Source organism: Streptomyces sp. NPDC001219 (assembly GCF_053597915.1).
The window spans coordinates 1-18,238 of record NZ_JBSFJF010000027.1 but is presented as its reverse complement, the minus strand read 5'-3'; the positions used below and the strand labels follow the sequence as shown (position 1 = coordinate 18,238).

Sequence of the window (18,238 nt, the reverse complement as noted above, 5' to 3'; positions counted from 1 at the left end):
CACGCCCGCAGCGAACAGGGTCAGTGCGTTTCGCCGCCCTGCAGGGGGAAACCGGCGATGCCCTTCCAGGCGAGCGACGTCAGCAGCTGCACCGCGGTGTCCCGCGGGACCTGGCTCTCCGAGGACAGCCAGTAGCGCGCCACCACCTGGGACACCCCGCCCAGGCCCACGGCCAGCAGCATCGACTCGTCCTGCGACAGGCCGGTGTCCTCGGCGATCACCGCGCTTATGGCCTCGGCGCACTCCAGCGACACCTTGTCCACCCGCTCACGGACCGCCGGGTCGTTGGTGAGGTCCGACTCGAAGACCAGGCGGAAGGCGCCGCCCGGGTCCTCCACGTACGCGAAGTAGGCGTCCATCGTCGCCGCGACCCGCTGCTTGTTGTCGGTCGTCGACTCCAGCGCCGTCCGCACCGACTGCAGCAGGGCCTCGCAGTGCTGGTCGAGCAGCGCGAGGTAGAGCTCCAGCTTGCCCGGGAAGTGCTGGTAGAGCACCGGCTTGCTGACGCCCGCCCGCTCGGCGATGTCGTCCATCGCGGCCGCGTGGTAGCCCTGCGCGACAAAAACTTCCTGCGCGGCGCCCAGAAGCTGGTTGCGCCGGGCGCGGCGTGGCAGGCGCGTGCCCCGCGGGCGCGCCGCCTCGGTCTGCTCGATGGCGCTCACGCTGCCTCCCAGAAGTGGTTCCGTTCGCGGCCTGTACAAGGTGGTGCACCGCGCCCGCCATCGTACTTTTGGGTAACCCGGCTGTGCGCGGTCCGGGCCGAGAATTTATGCCCGGCCTCGGGGCCATAAGCCGACATAACGTGCCAGGTCATCGGTATTCGTCTTCGTTGAGCTCCACCACGCGGGCCTGTTCGGCGCGGTCCGCCTCGTTCGCGGAGTCCGGGTCGGCGGTGGTCAGCGGCTCGTCGCGGCGCGGGGTGACGTCGGCGTACTGCTCCGCCGCGTCCGCTTCCGGTGCTTCGACATCGAACTCGGTGGCGTCGCTCTCGTCCTCGAAGGTCTCCGGGTCAGTCGGGTCGACGCGCATGGTGGCTCCCTTTCTCGCGTGCTCGCTTCGTCGGCTGGTGCCAGGCATGAGCAGGCCGGGGCTGCCGCCCTCGCCTACGAGCGTAGGAGAGTGGCCGCGTCAGCGCGATGCGGTGTGTGACCGCGGACACACGATCGTGGGCGTGATCGTCTCGTAACATCGACCCATGTCTTCGACCGAGTCGCCGGACACCGCGACCGCCGCCCTCCCGGTGCCCCCGGCCGGCTCCGGCCGGCCCGGCGCGGCGGAGACGGTGCGCACCGTGACCCTCCCGGGCCTCACGCTGACCGTACGGGCACCGGCCGGACCGCCCGCCCCGGAGGGCGGCGGCAGCGGGGCCGGCGACGGGCGGGACCGCGAACCCGCGCTCTACGTCCACGGACTCGGCGGCTCCTCGCAGAACTGGTCGGACCTGATGCCGCTGCTCGCCGACCGGGTGGACGGCGAGGCGGTCGACCTGCCCGGCTTCGGGCAGTCACCGCCGCCGGCCGACGGCAACTACTCCGTCTCCGCGCAGGCCCGCGCGGTCATCCGCTTCCTCGACGCGGCCGGGCGCGGTCCCGTCCACCTCATCGGCAACTCCATGGGCGGCGCCGCCGCCACCCGCGTCGCGGCCGTGCGCCCCGACCTCGTGCGCACCCTGACGCTGGTCTCCCCGGCGCTGCCCGAACTGCGCCCGCAGCTGACCGCGGTGCCCACCGCACTGCTCGCGGTGCCCGGTCTCGCCGGGCTCTTCGGCCGGGTCACCCATGACTGGACGCCCGAGCGCCGCACCCGTGAGGTGCTGGCGCTCTGCTACGGCGATCCCGGCCGGGTCAGCCCGGAAGGGTTCAACGCCGCGGTCGACGAATACGCGCGACGGCTCGAACTCCCTTATTTCTGGGAGGTGATGGAGCGCTCCGCGCGCGGCCTGGTGAACGCCTACACGCTCGGCGGCCAGCATAATTTGTGGCGTCAGGCAGAGAGAGTGCTCGCGCCCACCCTTCTCGTCTACGGTGGGCGCGACCGCCTGGTCTCCTTCCGGATGGCGCGGCGGGCGGCCGCGGCGTTCCGCGGTTCGCGACTGCTGACGCTTCCGGAGGCGGGGCACGTGGCGATGATGGAGTACCCGGAGACAGTGGCGCGGGCCGTCCGCGAGCTGCTCGACAGTGACATGACCGATGTGACCGCTGATGCGGGCAGGAGCTGACACACCCCGTGGGACGCCACAGCCGCAAAGGCCGGCCGGAAACCGCAACGGACACCCCGGAGACGGCCGGTCCGCCCGGTGAGGACTCCCCGGGCGGTATGCCGCCCGGACCGGGCTCGGGCCGCCGCAGACGCGAGCCGTTCGAGGGCGACGTGGTGCGCGGCGGCCATCCCGAACAGCGGGAACCGGGCGGCGGCTGGGGCGAGTTCCCCACGACGCAGGCCTCCCCGGCGGCGCCCGGTCAGGGCGCGCCCCGTATTCCCCGGCCCCGCGCGGAGATGCCCCACGGGCCGCGGATGGCGGCACCGGGCAGCGGTCCGGGACCGCGGCGCGAGTTCGTGGAGGCCTTCGACGCCGGCACGTACCCGCGCGGCGCGGTCGAGGTGAGCGACCCCGAGGACGATGTGTTCCGGGCCGGCGCACCCCGGAAGGCGGCCGCGGCGGCCGGTGCGTACGGACCCGGCACGGACGGCGCGGCCCCCGGCGGCCGGTACACCGGCCGGTCGGTCGTCTTCGACCGCGACGCGGCCGACGGGCCGGCGGAGCCCGGCGCGTACGGTGCGGGGCCCGGCGGGCCCGGCGACGAGGACCTGGACGACGGGTACGGCGCGGAGGAGGGGCGGCACGGCGCCAGGAAGGGCGGCAAGGGCCGGACCTTCACCGGCGCGGCGGCCGCGGCGGTCACCACCGTGCTCGCCGTGGTCATCGCGGGACAGGTCGCCGAGCAGCACAAGAAGGACGGCGAGCCGCAGCCGCGCAGCGGCAGCGACCGCGCCGACGGGGTCGACGACGAGGCCTCCCGGTCGCACACCAGGCCCACCCAGGACGCCAAGCCCGCCAGCTACGACGAGCAGATGAACCAGGTCTTCCCGCTGGACGCGAAGCTGACGGCCACCGGCCGGTTCACGCCGGCCGGCGGGGACGCCGAGGCGCCCGGCAAGGGCAAGGTGCTGCGCTACCGCGTCGACATCGAGGAGGGGCTGCCGCTGGACGGCGACCTGTTCGCCGAGGCGGTGCACAAGACCCTCAACGACAGCCGCAGCTGGGCACACGGCGGGAAGATGGCCTTCCAGCGGGTGGGCTCCGGCGACGCCGACTTCGTGATCACGCTGGCGAGTCCGGGGACCACCGACGAGTGGTGCGCCAAGTCCGGCCTCGACACCAGCCAGGACAAGGTCTCCTGCGACTCCGCGGCGACCGACCGGGTCATGATCAACGCCTATCGGTGGGCGCAGGGCGCCCGGACCTACGGCCACGACAAGATGCACGCCTACCGGCAGATGCTGATCAACCACGAGGTCGGCCACCGGCTCGGGCACAACCACGAGACCTGCTCCCGGCAGGGCGCCCTGGCCCCGGTGATGATGCAGCAGACCAAGTTCCTGACCACGGACGGGGCGACCTGCCGCCCCAACTCCTGGCCGTTCCCCACCCAGCGCTGACCGGGCCGGGCTTCTCCTATAGCGCGAAGAAACGCCCTTAGGGGCGGAAAGTTACGTGCTTTCACCCCTTCCGGTGGCGCGACGGACAACCGTCCATCGCGCCACCGGCCCCTTTGCATAGCTTCTTCCTGCAGGTGGCGGCCGTGCCGCCGCACATCAGGGACGCCGACAGGGGAGGACGGGGGTGCACTCATGCGCATTGGACTGCTCACCGAAGGTGGTTATCCGGATGCGTCCGGTGAGTCGTCCGCGTGGTGCGACCGGCTCGTGCGCGGACTGACCGGCCACGACTTCGAGGTCTACGCCCTGAACTCCGACGCCCGCCGGGCGGCCCGGCCCCGGACCGAACTGCCGGACCACGTCCGCCTGGTACGGCGCGCACCCCTGTGGGGCGAGGTCCCCGCCACGCACCGCCGCGCCGCCGAGCGCCGGGGCCGCATGGCCGGACGCCGCGCCCGCCGCCGCTTCGCCGAGTGCTTCGGCGCTCTCGTGACGGCCTTCGCCACCGTGCCCGGGGACGAGCTGTCCGGCGGCGCCCACCACGGGGACCCGGAGAGCGGTCCCGACGGCGCCCCCGATCTGTCGGCGACGAGGAAGGCGGACCGTTTCGCCACCGGCCTCTACGGGCTCGCCGAACTCGCCCGCGACCACGGCGGGGTGCCCGCGATGCTGCGCTCCGAGAGCGCCGTACGCCTCCTGGAAACCGTCTGCCGCGGCCCCCGCGCCCTGCCCGCCGCGCAGGGCGCGCAGGTCAACGATCTGCTGGCGGTCACCACCCAGCTCGAACTCGCGCTCCGGCCGCTCTCCCTGGACTGGTACGGCGGCCGGGACACCCCCGGCCTCGGCGGCGTGGACCTCTGCCATGCCACCTCCGCCGGTGCGGCCGCCCTGCCCGGACTGCTGGCCAAGCGCTTCTTCGGCACCCCGCTCCTGGTCACCGAGTACGGCGTCCGGCTGCGCGAGCACTATCTCGCCCGCGCCGCCTCGCCGTTGAGCGTGCCGGTGCGGGCGCTGCTCGCCGCCTTCCAGGGCGCGCTGGCCGCCGAGACCTACGCCCAGGCCGCGCTGATCACCCCCGGCAACACCCACGCCCGGCGCTGGCAGGAGCGCTGCGGCGCCGACCGCGCCCGGCTGCGCACGGTCTACCCGGGCATGGACGCCGCCCCGTTCGCCGCCGTCGGGGACGCCGCCGCCGACGACTCCAAGACGCTGGTGTGGGTCGGCACGGTCGAGCCCGCGAAGGACCTCATCGCGCTGCTGCACGCCTTCGCCGAGATCCGCCGGGCCGAACCGGCGGCCACCCTGCGCATCGTCGGCGGGCCCGGCCGCGACCCGGGGGCGCCCGGCTATCTCGCGCACTGCCGGGCACTGGCCGCCCAGCTCTTCCCCGACGAGGCGGCCGACGCCCGCACCGTCGGCGAGAGCCCGGTCAGCTTCGAGGAGATCGGCAGCCCCGGTCTGCCGGCCCCGGCGGACGCCTACGCCTCCGGCGCGGTGGTGGTGCTCTCCAGCGTCATCGAGGGGTTCCCGCGCTCCCTGGTGGAGGCCATGTTCTGCGGCCGTGCCACGGTGTCGACCGACGCCGGCGCGGTCTGCGAGGTCATCGGCGGCACCGGTCTGGTCGTCCCGCCGCGCAACCCCCGCGCCCTGGCCGAGGCCTGCGCCGCGCTGCTCGGCGACCCGGACCGCAGGGCCAGGCTGGGCGCGGCGGCCCGCGCGCGGGCGCTGGAACTGTTCACCGTCGAGCAGAACACCGCGGCATTTCGTGGCATCTACCTGGAGCTGATCTCGCACGCCCCGGCCCGCCCGGCCGCCTGCCGCACGCAGGACGCGGACGGCGTCCCGCGGCCGTTCGCCCGTCCCGCCGAGTCCCATGTCCCCGGCCGCTGGGCCGCGACCGGCACCGCCACCCGGGCGGTCACCGCGCCGGCTCCCCGGACCCCGCGCTGGGCGGCGGCCGGGGCCGGGCGGCCCGCGGTGCCGGATGCCGCCGACGGGGGCGCGGACGCCGGGGGAGCGGAGGCCGTCCAGGACGTGGGACAGGGCGTGAGACGGCAGGGCACGACGAGCGACCAGGCATGGCCGGCGCGAAGGAGAGAGCAATGGTGACCAGTGTGCTGGACGTGATGTGTGCGATGGGTGTCGTGGGCGTGGCCCTGGTGACGGGCATGGCGGACGTGGCACACGGCGGCGGCCGCCCCGGCCGTCCCGGCAGCCTCGTCCCGGTCGCCCGGCGCACCCCGCACGCACCCGGCCGCCCGCCCCGGCGCCGTACCGCGCCCCTCCGCCCCGGTCCGGACGGCTGCGCGCCGGCCCGGGGGAGGGGGACCGGCGCATGACAACTCCCGAAGGCGGCACCGCCGGTGCCATGGCGGCCCCGGGGGAAGCCCACGCCGAACGGGCCGTGCCCCCGCGCGAGGGCCCCGCCGCCCGGCCCCCGCGCCGCGGCCCCGCCGACCCCGTACGCACCCTGATGCACCGCCACCAGGAGCTGTGCGCCCGCGCCGTCGACGCGCTGGAGATCGCCGCCGGCCTGGAGGCGCACGGCGTCACCGACCGCACGGCCGCACGGTTCCGGCACCGGGACGTCTTCTCGCTGGCCGAGGAGCTCTACGCCCGGGTGCCCCGCGCCGCCCCGGACACCGCCCCCGGGGCCGGGCCCGTGCCCACCCCCGCCCGGCGCTCGCACACCGTGTGCGCGGCGCTGCACCTGCTCCCCGGCGGCGTCTGCGTCGCGGCCGTCGCCGCCCTCGTCTCGGTGCACACCGAGACCCCCGCCGTACGCACCGGCGTGGGCGCCGCGGGCCTGGTCCTGCTCGCCCTCGCCGTCCGGCTGGGCGTACGGGCCGGGCCGCTGCGGCTGCGCCACGGCAGCGGACCGCGCACCGCCGGCCTGTGGGCCGGCTGGACGGCCGGATACGCGGTGTACGGGGACTGGCTGCTCGGACAGCTGCTGACCGGCGGCCCCGATCTGCCCCACGCCGCACCCCACGCCGCCGTCGCCCCCGCCGTGGCCCTCGCCTTCGCCCTCGCGCCCGCGGCCGGCTGCGCCCACTGGTTCACGGTGCGCGGACGACGCGTCCTGGCCGCCAGCCGCGGACTCGGCGAACTCGCCGCCCGGGTGCGCCCGTTGCTGCTCGTCACCACCCTGCTCTTCCTGGGCGCGCTGGCGGCGCTGCTGCTCGGCGCGCAGGCGGTCCTCGGCGGCGGCGACACGGTCACCGCGGGGGCGGCGGCCGCGCTGGGGGTGCTGCTCTTCCTGGCCCGGCTGCTCGCCGTCCACGGCTTCCCCGAGGCGGCCGCCACCGGCCTGGCCTCGGCCGCCGCGCTGGAAGCCCTCGCCCTGGCCCTGGTGCTGATCGCCCGGCTCCCCGGCCTGCCCCCGCTCGGCGCCCCGGTCGAGGCGCTGACCACCGCGGTGGGACCGGCCGCGGTACCCGCCGTGGCCTGCACCGCCGCCGCCCTCGGCCTCCTGGGCTACGGCCTGCGCGCGCTCGCCGGCGCCTGTGCGCACTGGCCCGCCCCCACCGGACCGGCGGAGGCACACCGGCCGTGACCCTCCGGACGACCCCCGGCCCCCGATACCCCGCACCCCCACACGGGCAACCCCACCACGCACCACCCCCGGAGCGGCACCCCGCAGCGGCCGCCCCGGTCCCGTCCCCGCGGACCGCCCCCACGTGGCCCCCGCCCCCAGGGCGGACGCCGACCCCGCGGCCGGAGCCGACCCGCTTCCCTCGATCCGTCTTAGGAGCACGACAGATGAACGTCCAGCCGACCACACACCACGCGCACCGGGGGGCCGCACGATGAGGGTGCTGCTCATCGGCGCCAACGGCTACCTGGGCCGCTACGTCGCCGACCGTCTGCTCGCCGACCCGGCCGTCCAGCTCACCGCCCTCGGGCGGGGCGACGACGCCGATGTCCGCTTCGACCTGGCCACCGGCAGCCCCGGGGCGCTCACCCGCTTCCTCGACGCGGTCCACCCCGGTGTCGTCGTCAACTGCGCCGGAGCCACCCGGGGCGGCGCCCGCGAGCTGACCCGGCACAACACCGTCGCGGTCGCCACCATCTGCGAGTCGCTGCGGCGCAGCAGCTGCGGCGCCCGGCTCGTCCACCTGGGCTGCGCCTCCGAGTACGGGCCCTCCCAGCCCGGCTCCTCCACCGCCGAGGACGCGGTGCCGCGCCCGGGCGGCCCGTACGGTGTCAGCAAACTCGCCGCCACCGAACTCGTCCTGGGCTCCGGCCTCGACGCCGTCGTGCTGCGGGTCTTCTCGCCGGTCGGCCCCGGCACCCCGGCGGGCTCGCCGCTCGGCCGGCTCGCCGAGGCCATGCGCCGCGCCATGCAGTCCGGCGACAGCGAGCTCAAGCTCGGCGGGCTGGGCGTGCAGCGGGACTTCGTCGACGTGCGCGACGTGGCGCGGGCGGTGCACGCCGCCTCGCTGTCCGCCGCGCAGGGCGTCGTCAACATCGGGACCGGCCGGGCCGTACGGCTGCGGGAGGCCGCTTCGGTGCTCGCCCGGGTCGCCGGCTTCGGCGGCGCGCTGCACGAACTCGACTCCCCGCCGGCCCGGCTGGTCATCCCCGGCCCGTCCCCGGAGCACCCCGCCGGTTCGCCGCCCGCCACCTACCCGTACCCGGACGGCTGCGGCACCTGGCAGCAGGCGGACGTCCGCACCGCCCGCGACCGGCTCGGCTGGCGCCCCCGGATCGGGCTGGAGGAGTCCCTCGCCGACATCTGGATGGAGGCCGCGTGTCGCATCTGACCACCGGCACCACCCGCGCCCCGACCGGGGCACCGCCGCTCGGCATCGGCGTGCCCGGCTTCGCCCATCCGCTGCTGGCCCCCACCGAGTGGGCCGAACTGCTGCGCTGCGCGAGCGGGTTCGTACGGCACCGGGCGCCGGGGCACGGCGGCGGCCGGGGCCCGGCAGGGGGCGGGCCGGTCCACTGGGCGGTGCTCAACGTGTCCAACGGGCCGGGCGCCCGGCCCGACCCGCACTGCCTGCCGGCCGCGGCCCGGCTGCGTGAGACCGGTGTCCGCCTGTTGGGACACCTGGACATGGGGCGCGGTGCCCGCCCGGTCGGCGAGCTGCTCTCCGACGCCCACCGCTACCTGGAGTGGTACCGGGCCGACGGCTTCTGGCTGGACCGCTGCCCCACGGAGCGGACACAGCTGTCCGCGACCCGGCGGCTCGCCACCACCCTGCGGGCCCTGTGCGGCGGCGGGCCGCTCGTCTTCGGGCACGGCGGCCACCCCTACCCCGGTTACGCCGAGTCCGCCGACCAGCTCGTCACCTTCGCCGGGTCCTGGGCCGACTACCGCTGGTCACAGGTGGCCGAGTGGACCGCCGACTACGCTCCCGAGCGCTTCTGCCACCTCGTCCACGGCGTCCCGCGGACCCATCTCGACGAGGCCCTGCGGATCGCCCGCTGGCAGGGCGCGGGCACCGTGTACTTCACCGACCGGCGCTCCGCCGCCGCGGCGGGCACCGGCGGAGACGCCTGGGCGTCACTGCCCGGCTACTGGGACGAAATCGTCTCGCGCATCGGAACGGGTGTCTCGGAATGAAGAAGGGCGTGGCAGTGTTACGGGGAGAGCAAGCTCCCCCACTCTCGGCTCGGCTCGGGCGGGGGGAACCCCATCAAGACCGACCAACGGAGTCCCCGTGTCGCTGCCACCCCTGGTCGAGCCCGCTTCCGAGCTCACCGTCGATGAGGTCCGCAGGTACTCCCGCCACCTGATCATCCCCGACGTCGGGATGGACGGGCAGAAGCGGCTGAAGAACGCCAAGGTGCTCTGTGTGGGCGCCGGTGGCCTGGGCTCGCCCGCGCTGATGTACCTGGCCGCGGCCGGTGTCGGCACGCTGGGCATCGTGGAGTTCGACGAGGTCGACGAGTCGAACCTGCAGCGCCAGATCATCCACAGCCAGGCGGACATCGGCCGCTCCAAGGCGGAGTCCGCGAAGGACACCGTCCTGGGCATCAACCCGTACGTCACGGTCAACCTGCACCAAGAGCGCCTCGACTCCACCAACGTCATGGAGCTCTTCGCCCAGTACGACCTGATCGTCGACGGCACCGACAACTTCGCCACCCGCTACCTGGTCAACGACGCCTGCGTGCTGCTGAACAAGCCGTACGTCTGGGGCTCGATCTACCGCTTCGACGGCCAGGCGTCGGTGTTCTGGTCCGAGCACGGCCCCTGCTACCGCTGCCTGTACCCGGAGCCCCCGCCGCCCGGCATGGTGCCCTCCTGCGCCGAGGGCGGCGTCCTCGGTGTGCTGTGCGCCTCCATCGGCTCCATCCAGGTCAACGAGGCCATCAAGCTGCTCGCCGGCATCGGCGACCCGCTCGTCGGCCGGCTGATGATCTACGACGCGCTGGAGATGACCTACCGTCAGGTCAAGGTCCGCAAGGACCCCGACTGCGCGATCTGCGGGGAGAACCCCACCGTCACCGAGCTGATCGACTACGAGGCCTTCTGCGGCGTCGTGTCCGAGGAGGCCCAGGAGGCCGCGGCCGGCTCGACGATCACTCCGCAGCAGCTCAAGGAGTGGATCGACGGCGACGAGAAGATCGAGATCATCGACGTCCGCGAGCCGAACGAGTTCGAGATCGTCTCGATCCCCGGCGCCAAGCTGGTCCCGAAGAACGAGTTCCTGATGGGCACCGCCCTCCAGGACCTCCCCCAGGACCGGAAGATCGTCCTGCACTGCAAGACGGGCGTCCGCTCCGCGGAGGTGCTGGCCGTCCTGAAGTCCGCGGGCTTCGCCGACGCCGTGCACGTGGGCGGCGGCGTCATCGGCTGGGTCAACACCGTCGAGCCGGAGAAGCCCGTCTACTGAGCCTCCCGCACCACCCGTAAGGCGCCGGTCCGTGCTCACGGACCGGCGCCTTCGCGCCGGGCAGGGGCCCGCGGCCGGCGGGCCCGCTCAGATCTCGCCCTTGCGGGTCAGATAGGTGAAGGCCACCCAGCCGGGCAGCACCGGCAGCCAGAAGACCATCAGCCGGAACAGCAGCACCGCCGGGAACGCCACGTCACCGGCGAGCCCGGCCACGGTCAGCGCACCGAACAGCGCGCCCTCGACGGCGCCCACACCACCCGGCGTGGGCGCGGCCGACCCCAGTGCGTTACCGGCCAGGAAGGCCACCGCGATGCTCGCGTAGCTGATCGTGTCGCCGCCGCCGAACGCCCGGATCGAGGCGTCCAGGCACATCACGTTCGCCGCGGTCAGCAGCAGCATCCCGCCGATACCGGTGGCCAGCTTCCCGGGCCGCTGGAGGATGTCCAGCATCCGTGGGACCACCCCGGCGAACAGCGACCGCACCCGCGTGGAGACGAACTTCCGCAGCGCCGGCACCGCCGTGACGATCAGCACCAGCACGGCCACGGTCAGCAGCCCGGCGATGACCGTACGGGACGGCGAGATCGTCGGGGTCCGTTCGGTGCCCGTCAGATAGCCGAAGATGAGCAGCAGCAGGATGTGGCTGCCCAGCCCGAACAGCTGGGAGGCGCCGACGCTCGCCACCGCCAGACCGGGCCGGACCCCCGCACGCTGCAGGAAGCGGGTGTTGAGCGCCACCCCGCCGATCGCCGCGGGCGCCACCAGCTTCACGAAGTTGCCCGCGATCTGCGCGATGACCGTCCTGACGAACGACACCTTCTCCGTGACGAACCCCAGCAGGCTCATCGCCGCCGCGATGTACGTCAGCCCCGAGAAGCCCACCGCGACCAGCACCCACATCCACTGGGCCTTGCTGATCAGATCGCTGAGGTTGAAGTGGGTGAGCTGGGACAGCAGCAGATAGACCGCGAACGCGCCGGCGATCCAGCTGATCAGGATGCGCGGGCTGAGCCGCTCCAGCTTCGCCGGCTCGATCACCGCCGCCGGACGGATCAGCAGCACCTGCCGGCGGATCTGCGCCAGCAGGTCCTCCTCCCGGGCCTCCTCGCTCGCCTCGTCCAGGGCCCGCTTCTCGGCGTGCTTCTCCGCGTGCCGCTCGGCCCGGATCGCCTTGCGGTCCTTCGGGCCACCGGCCTCCCGGGCCTCCCGCGCCTCCTTGGCGGCCTGCGAGGCCTCCAGCACCGCCTCCCGCTCCCGCTTGGCCCGCTCCCGGGCCAGCTGGCGCAGCGTCGCGCGGGTGGTGCGACTCAGCGCGATCGGCTGCAGCAGCGGCAGACTGTCCGCCACCGCGTCCGGGCCCAGCACCTCGACGGCCGCGGCCACCGCGCGCTCCGCGCCGACCCGCAGCCCGCAGGTGGCCAGCAGCTGGGCGATGTCCATCCGCAGCACCAGATCACCGGCCGCGATCTCCCCGCCGCGCAGCTCGGTCAGCACGATGTTGCCGGAACGATCCACCAGCAGCGCGTCACCGACCAGCCGCCGGTGCGCGATCCGCCGCGACTGCAGCGCCGCGACCTGACGCCAGGCGCTGTGCATCAGCGCGTCGGTGATCTCCTCGTCGGCCAGCGAGTCGAAGCTGCGGCCGCCGATGTGCTCGTAGACCAGCATCACCGCGTCCGGGCCCAGCTCCGAGGTGGCGATCAGCTTGGGGGCGTTGGCACCGGCCGCGATGGCCGCGTACGCCAGCAGCGCCTCCTGCTCCAGCGCCTGGCGCAGCGACTGCAGACTGCGGCGCTGGTTGATGCCGCGCAGCGACAGCCGCCGCCACACCCGGTAGAAGAAGCCCTGCGCCTGCTGCTCGCGGTCGACGACGGTGACATCGATCGGCGGGCCGTCCTCCAGGGTGACGAGGTAGCGGCGGCCGCGGTCGGTGTGCTCGGACTGCTCGGGGCCGGCGGCGTCCTCCGCGCGCAGCGCGGACACCGGGCGGAAGCCGACCCGGCGCAGCCCCGCGAGGAGGTTCTGACCGGTGGGACGGACATTGGGGGAGCCGACGGCGTAGAGGGTGCCGTAGGCGACGGTCCAGCCGATCAGCACGGTCGTGACGATCGCGAACGGGGTGGTGTACCGCCCGACCAGCACCGCGAACGAGTCCAGCAGCAGCACGCACCACATCGCGACCCGCCAGCGCGGCCGCTGGGACATGCCCACCGCCGTCATATAGGCGATCACCGGCGCCAGATAGCTGTGCACCGGCGCGGACAGCGCACCGTTGTCCAGGGTCTGGGTCAGCGCGTCCCGGATGGACGGCGGGGCGGCCTCTGCCACCCACAGGTCGGTGGCCAGCGACACCCCGTGGGCGAGGACGGCGGCGAGCACCCCGTCCGCGATCCGCAGCCCGTCCCGCTTGATCAGCCGCTCCACGGCGAACGCCACCGGCACGATCAGCACCGCGACGCTGGACGTCAGCCCCGCCAGATTGATCAGCAGTGGGGGCGCCGCCTTCGCACCGCTGCCGATGTCGTTCTCCAGGCCCTGGGTGGTGCCGTGGGCGAACGTGGCGAGCCCGAGGACCAGCGCGATCCCGGCGATCCCGAGCAGCAGCCGCAGCAGGTCGGAGGGCCGGTGCACCCGCGCGGGCAGCAGCGGCTCGTCACCGGAGACCCGGTCGACGTGGAACTCGCCGTACTCGTCGGCGGTCAGATCGGCGCGGTGCGAGCCGGTACGCGGCTTGCTCCGGGCCGTGCCGGACGCCGGCTCCTCGCCCTGGTCGTGCCGGACCTGCTCCTCAGCGGGCCGACTGCTCTTCCGCTCCTCCTCGTGCCGCTCGGTTGGCTCGGCCTCCTCGGGCCCTTCCGGCCTCTGGGACGCCCCGGGTCGTTCGGCCTTCTCGATCGTGCTCGCCTTTTCGGTAGCGGAAGCCGTGGCCGGCTCCCGTTGGTGCTTCCCCTGTGATGCCGCCCGCTGCCGCTCGGGCCGCTCGGTCGCAGCGGCCGGTCCGGGCGCGGTGCCGGCGGCGTCGACGGCCAGCGCTTCAGGGGCGCCCGCCTCCCGTGGAGGCGCCGCACCCTGCTGCTCGGCCGTCTCTTCTTGATCTCGTATCACCAGTCACCGTCCGGAAGATGGTGGCACGGCCGACCGGTGGAGGGGGGCATCAGGGTGCATTTCGGGGGTGCGGGAGGCCGAACATCCTCCTCCTCGCCACGGGAGACGGCGCCGTGCCGACGACCTCCCCGGGGTGCGGGACCGTGTGTCCGCTCCCATTGTCGGTGCCGTGCGGCAGGATGGACCGAATGAGTGGGACCGGAGACACAGCGCCAGGTGAGCTGCCCGCCTACGCGGAACGGGTCCTCGCCGTCGCCGAGCTGATCCCGGCGGGCCGGGTGATGACGTACGGGGACGTCGCGGAGTGGCTCAGGGACGAGGAGCCCCCCGAAGGGCTGCCGGCGGCGGGCGGCGGCGGGCCGCGCCAGGTGGGCCGGGTGATGGCGCTCTACGGGGGCGCGGTGCCCTGGTGGCGGGTGGTCCGCGCGGACGGCCGCCCGCTGCCCGGCAGCGAACAGCGCGCACTGGCGCACTACCGGGCGGAAGGCACCCCGCTGCGCACCGCCTCGCGGGGGACCGCGGACCCCATACCGCGGCTCGACATGCGGCGGGCCCGCTGGGACGGGCAGCAGCCCGGCGGCGCGGCGCCGCGGTAGCGACGGCGGGGCCCGACGGCCCGGGGGACGCGCCGCGGCCCGGGTACGGTCCGGCGTGGCGTCGGGCAGCGCCGTCACGGCGCGGCCGCGTACCGTACGGCCGGACCGCCCGCCAGGACGGCGGCCCGCACCGCGGCACTCCGCCGGACTCCGTCCGGGGGGACCCGAACGGCACCACCCACGCACCACGAACACCCTCCTCAGGACCGGCGATCCACGTGAGTTCCTCCTTCTCGGCCGCCCCGCCGACGCAGCCCCACCGGGCGGCGCGACGGGCCGTACCCGGCGCGTACCGACTGGTCCGCACCCCGCCGGGGCGGGTGGATTCTCCTGTTTTGGACGCAGCGCAGCGCGCCGTGGTTGACCACCGGAACGGGCCGCTGCTGGTCCTGGCCGGACCGGGCACCGGCAAGACCACCACCCTGGTCGAGTCGGTGGCCCGACGGGTACGGGCCGGCGGCGACCCCGAGCGGATTCTCGTCCTCACCTTCAGCCGCAAGGCCGCCGCCGAACTCCGCGACCGGCTCGCGGCCCGGCTGGCCGCCCTGGAGGGGCCGCCCGACGGGCAGCCCGGCACGGCGGGCGGCGGACGGCGGGCGGGCATCCCGCAGGCGACCACCTTCCACTCCTTCTGCTACGCGCTGGTCCGCGCCCACCAGGACGCCGACCTCTTCGCCGACCCCGTACGGCTGCTGTCCGGACCCGAGCAGGACCTCGTCGTCCGGGAACTCCTCGAAGGGCAGGCGGAGCTGGCCGGCGCCGGCCGCGCCCGGGTGAACTGGCCCGACGAACTGCGGGCCTGCCTGACCACCCGCGGCTTCGCCGACGAGGTCCGCGCGGTGCTCGCCCGCAGCCGCGAACTCGGTCTCGGGGCCGGGGCGCTCGGTGCCTTCGCCCGGCGGACCGGCCGCCCCGACTGGAGCGCCGCGGCCGCCTTCCTCGCCGAATACCTCGACGTCCTGGACGCCCAGGGCGTCCTCGACTACGCCGAGCTGGTGCACCGCGCGGTACTGCTCGCGGAGGACACCGGCGTCGCCGCCGAGCTGGCCGCCGCCTATGACGCGGTCTACGTCGACGAGTACCAGGACACCGACGCCGCCCAGGTACGGCTGCTGCGCGCGCTCGCCGGCAACCACGGAGCCACCGCCGCACCCGGCTCCCCGGGCCGCACCCTCGTCGCCTTCGGCGACCCCGACCAGTCGATCTACGCCTTCCGGGGCGCCGACGTCAACGGCATCCTCGACTTCCCCGAGACCTTCCGGCGCGCCGACGGCAGCCCCGCCCCGGTGGCCGTACTCGGCACCTCCCGGCGCTCCGGCGCCGCCCTGCTCGCCGCCACCCGGCTGGTCACCCGCCGGATGCCGCTCACCCGGCTGCCCGCCCAGAAGGTCCGCGTCCACCGCGAACCGGCGCCCGTACGGGACGGCGGCCGCGTCGAGGCGTACACATACCCGACACCAGGCGCCGAACTCGACAACATCGCCGACATCCTGCGCCGCGCCCACCTGGAGGACGGGGTGCCCTGGCGGGAGATGGCCGTCCTCGTCCGCGCCGGCGGGCGCTCGCTCCCCGCCGTACGCCGTGCGCTCACCTCCGCCGGGGTACCGCTCGACATCGACGGCGACGACCTGCCGCTGCGCCACGAACCCGCGGTCGCCCCCCTGCTGACGGCCCTCCGGGCGGCGGCCCGCGCGGCGCTCGCCCGGGAGCCGGGGGCGGACGGAGCCGGGGCGGACGAGCCGGGCGGGGACGGGCTGGGGGTGGACGAGCTTGGTGCCGACGAGCCGGATGTGGACGAACCCGGTACGGACGAGCCGGATGTGGACGAACCCCGTACGGACGAACCCCGTACGGACGAACCCCGTACGGACGAGCCGGGCACGGACGAGCGCGGAGCGGACGCCTCCACCGCCGCTGCCCCGGAGAGCTCCCCGGCCGCCACCGCCCCTCAGTGGCTCGACGCCGACACCGCCCTCGACCTGCTGGCCTCCCCTTTGGGCGGGATGGACTCCGCCGACCTGCGCCGTCTGGGCCGCGCCCTGCGCGAGGAGGAACGGGCCGCCGGACAACCACTGCCGCCGCCCTCCGACGAGCTGATCGCCCGTGCGCTCGCCGAGCCCCGGCGCCTGGTGGCCCACGACCCCGCCTACGCCCGCGGCGCCCAGCGGCTCGGCCGGCTGCTGGGCAGGGCCCGCGCCCTGCTGGCCGGCGGCGGCACCGCCGAACAGGCGCTGTGGGAGCTGTGGGACGGCACCCCCTGGCCGCAGCGCCTGGAGCGGGCCGCCCACCGCGGCGGCGCCGCCGGCCGCAACGCCGACAGGGACCTGGACGCCGTCGTCGCCCTCTTCGAGACCGCGGCCCGCGCCGAGGAACGCACCGGCGGCCGCGGCGCCCTCAACTTCCTGGAGGAGCTCGACGCCCAGGACATCGCCGCCGACACCCTCACCCGCCGCGCCGTCCGCCCCGACGCCGTACGGCTGATGACCGCCCACCGCGCCAAGGGCCTGGAATGGCGGCTCGTCGTCGTCGCCGGCCTCCAGGAGGGCCTCTGGCCCGACCTGCGGCGCCGCGGCTCGCTCCTGGAGGCCGACCGGATCGGCCGCGACGGCCTGGCCGAACCGCTCACCCCCGGCGCCCTGCTCGCCGAGGAACGCCGCCTGTTCTACGTGGCCACCACCCGCGCCCGGGAACGCCTGGTCGTCACCGCCGTGAAGGCCGCGGCCGACGACGGCGACCAGCCGTCCCGTTTCCTCACCGAACTGGGCGTCACCCCCCAGGACATCACCGGCCGCCCCCGCCGCCCCCTCTCGGTGGCCGCACTCGTCGCCGAACTCCGCGCCACCACCGTCGACCCCGCCGCCACCCCCGCGCTGCGCGACGCCGCCGCCCAGCGGCTCGCGAAGCTGGCCGCGCTGCACGACGACGACCACCACCCCCTGGTGCCGGCCGCCCACCCCGACACCTGGTGGGGCCTGCACGAACCCACCCACAGCAGCGTCCCGCTGCGCGACCGCGACCGCCCCGTGGTCCTCTCCGGCAGCGCCCTCGACCAGCTCGCCAACACCTGCTCCCTCCAGTGGTTCCTGGGCCGCGAGGTCAAGGCGGACGCCCCCGCCACCGCCGCCCAGGGCTTCGGCAACGTCGTCCACGTGCTCGCCGACGAGGTCGCCTCCGGCCGCACACCCGCCGACCTGACCGTCCTCATGGAGCGCCTGGACTCCGTATGGGACGGCCTGGCCTTCGACGCCCCCTGGAAGTCACGGCAGGAGAAGGACCAGGCGCGCGCCGCCCTGGAACGCTTCCTTCGCTGGCACGTCATGGAACGCGAGACCCACGGCCGGGACACCGTCGCCACCGAGCACGGCTTCGACCTCACCCTCCGGGCCGGTGCCTACGAGGTCCGTATCCGCGGCAGCATGGACCACGTCTCCCAGGACGCACAGGGCCGGGCGTACGTCGTCGACTTCAAGACCGGCAAACAGAAGCCGACCGGCCCTGAGGTCGCCCGCCACCCCCAGCTCGCCGTCTACCAGCTCGCGGTGCGCGAAGGCGCCGTCGACGACGCCTTCGACGGCCGCACCCCCGAACCGGGCGGCGCGGAACTGGTCCACCTGCGGCTCGGCGCCCCCCAGAAGGAGGGCGGCGACGCGCTGCCCGCCGTACAGGCGCAGCCGCCGCCCGACGGGGAGTGGATCGGGGACCTCCTCGCCACCGCCGCCGGCCGCGTGCTGGAGGAGCGGTTCACGCCCACCACCGGCACCCACTGCACCCACTGCGCCTTCCGCGCCTCGTGCAGCGCCCAGCCGGAGGGGCGGCACATCGTGGAGTGACCTTCCGCTGCGCTGGGCTTTTTTCCCACGTTTTCGGCCGGCCCGCCGTGGGTGTTGCTCGCCGTTGCGCCTGCGGCGGGCGGGTCCGCTGCGCGGGGCTGTCGGGTGCGGTGACGGTTCTCCGCGGGCGGGGTGTGCCGGACTGCTTCGCTTTACGTCCGGCACACCCCCCCCCCGCCCACCCCGGCCCAACCCGGGG

13 protein-coding genes are annotated in these 18,238 nt (G+C 75.0%); 10 read left to right on the top strand and 3 right to left on the bottom strand.

Going from position 1 to position 18,238, the window contains the following annotated elements; all coding sequences use genetic code 11:
- Positions 1-20 precede the first annotated feature (20 nt).
- Together ACWC9R_RS19320 and ACWC9R_RS19315 are read right to left on the bottom strand one after the other, a co-directional pair.
- Positions 21-662: a TetR/AcrR family transcriptional regulator gene (locus ACWC9R_RS19320; RefSeq protein ID WP_450733011.1), complete on the bottom strand. Its 642-nt coding sequence runs from the start codon at positions 660-662 to the stop codon at positions 21-23.
- A gap of 148 nt (positions 663-810) precedes the next feature.
- Positions 811-1,029 carry a hypothetical protein gene (locus ACWC9R_RS19315; RefSeq protein ID WP_362605407.1) on the bottom strand — a complete coding sequence of 73 codons (219 nt, stop codon included), beginning with the start codon at positions 1,027-1,029 and terminating at the stop codon, positions 811-813.
- Positions 1,030-1,195: 166 nt separating this feature from the next.
- On the opposite strand from ACWC9R_RS19315, the gene ACWC9R_RS19310 reads away from it, so the two are divergent.
- From ACWC9R_RS19310 to moeZ, 8 genes are all read left to right on the top strand, one after another.
- Complete coding sequence (locus ACWC9R_RS19310) at positions 1,196-2,218, top strand: alpha/beta fold hydrolase (protein WP_450733008.1); 1,023 nt, start codon at positions 1,196-1,198, stop codon at positions 2,216-2,218.
- A gap of 98 nt (positions 2,219-2,316) precedes the next feature.
- A complete protein-coding gene (locus ACWC9R_RS19305) occupies positions 2,317-3,660 on the top strand; it encodes a DUF3152 domain-containing protein (protein ID WP_450733140.1) in 1,344 nt (447 codons plus the stop codon).
- A 192-nt stretch (positions 3,661-3,852) separates the two neighbouring features.
- The gene (locus tag ACWC9R_RS19300; RefSeq protein WP_450733006.1) at positions 3,853-5,769 is read left to right on the top strand and encodes a DUF3492 domain-containing protein; all 1,917 of its coding nucleotides are present in this window, start codon (positions 3,853-3,855) and stop codon (positions 5,767-5,769) included.
- Positions 5,763-5,999: a hypothetical protein gene (locus ACWC9R_RS19295; RefSeq protein ID WP_450733004.1), complete on the top strand. Its 237-nt coding sequence runs from the start codon at positions 5,763-5,765 to the stop codon at positions 5,997-5,999. Before ACWC9R_RS19300 ends, ACWC9R_RS19295 begins: the two co-directional genes overlap by 7 nt.
- Positions 5,996-7,216, top strand: a complete 1,221-nt coding sequence (locus ACWC9R_RS19290) for a hypothetical protein (RefSeq protein WP_450733002.1) — start codon at positions 5,996-5,998, stop codon at positions 7,214-7,216. The genes ACWC9R_RS19295 and ACWC9R_RS19290 overlap by 4 nt, the downstream gene beginning before the upstream one ends.
- 253 nt (positions 7,217-7,469) lie before the next feature.
- The gene (locus ACWC9R_RS19285) at positions 7,470-8,426 is read left to right on the top strand and encodes an NAD-dependent epimerase/dehydratase family protein (RefSeq protein ID WP_386442596.1); all 957 of its coding nucleotides are present in this window, start codon (positions 7,470-7,472) and stop codon (positions 8,424-8,426) included.
- Entirely contained in the window at positions 8,414-9,232 is an 819-nt protein-coding gene (locus ACWC9R_RS19280) for a spherulation-specific family 4 protein (protein WP_450733000.1), read from the top strand. The genes ACWC9R_RS19285 and ACWC9R_RS19280 overlap by 13 nt, the downstream gene beginning before the upstream one ends.
- A gap of 97 nt (positions 9,233-9,329) precedes the next feature.
- Positions 9,330-10,508: an adenylyltransferase/sulfurtransferase MoeZ gene (moeZ, locus tag ACWC9R_RS19275; protein ID WP_450732998.1), complete on the top strand. Its 1,179-nt coding sequence runs from the start codon at positions 9,330-9,332 to the stop codon at positions 10,506-10,508.
- An 87-nt stretch (positions 10,509-10,595) separates the two neighbouring features.
- Here moeZ and ACWC9R_RS19270 read toward each other — a convergent pair whose 3' ends face one another.
- Positions 10,596-13,613: a lysylphosphatidylglycerol synthase domain-containing protein gene (locus ACWC9R_RS19270; protein ID WP_450732996.1), complete on the bottom strand. Its 3,018-nt coding sequence runs from the start codon at positions 13,611-13,613 to the stop codon at positions 10,596-10,598.
- Between the two features lie 188 nt (positions 13,614-13,801).
- Here ACWC9R_RS19270 and ACWC9R_RS19265 point away from each other — a divergent pair, with 188 nt between their 5' ends.
- Together ACWC9R_RS19265 and ACWC9R_RS19260 are read left to right on the top strand one after the other, a co-directional pair.
- Entirely contained in the window at positions 13,802-14,209 is a 408-nt protein-coding gene (locus ACWC9R_RS19265; protein ID WP_450732994.1) for an MGMT family protein, read from the top strand.
- Between the two features lie 218 nt (positions 14,210-14,427).
- Complete coding sequence (locus ACWC9R_RS19260; protein WP_450732992.1) at positions 14,428-18,039, top strand: ATP-dependent helicase; 3,612 nt, start codon at positions 14,428-14,430, stop codon at positions 18,037-18,039.
- Positions 18,040-18,238 lie beyond the last annotated feature (199 nt).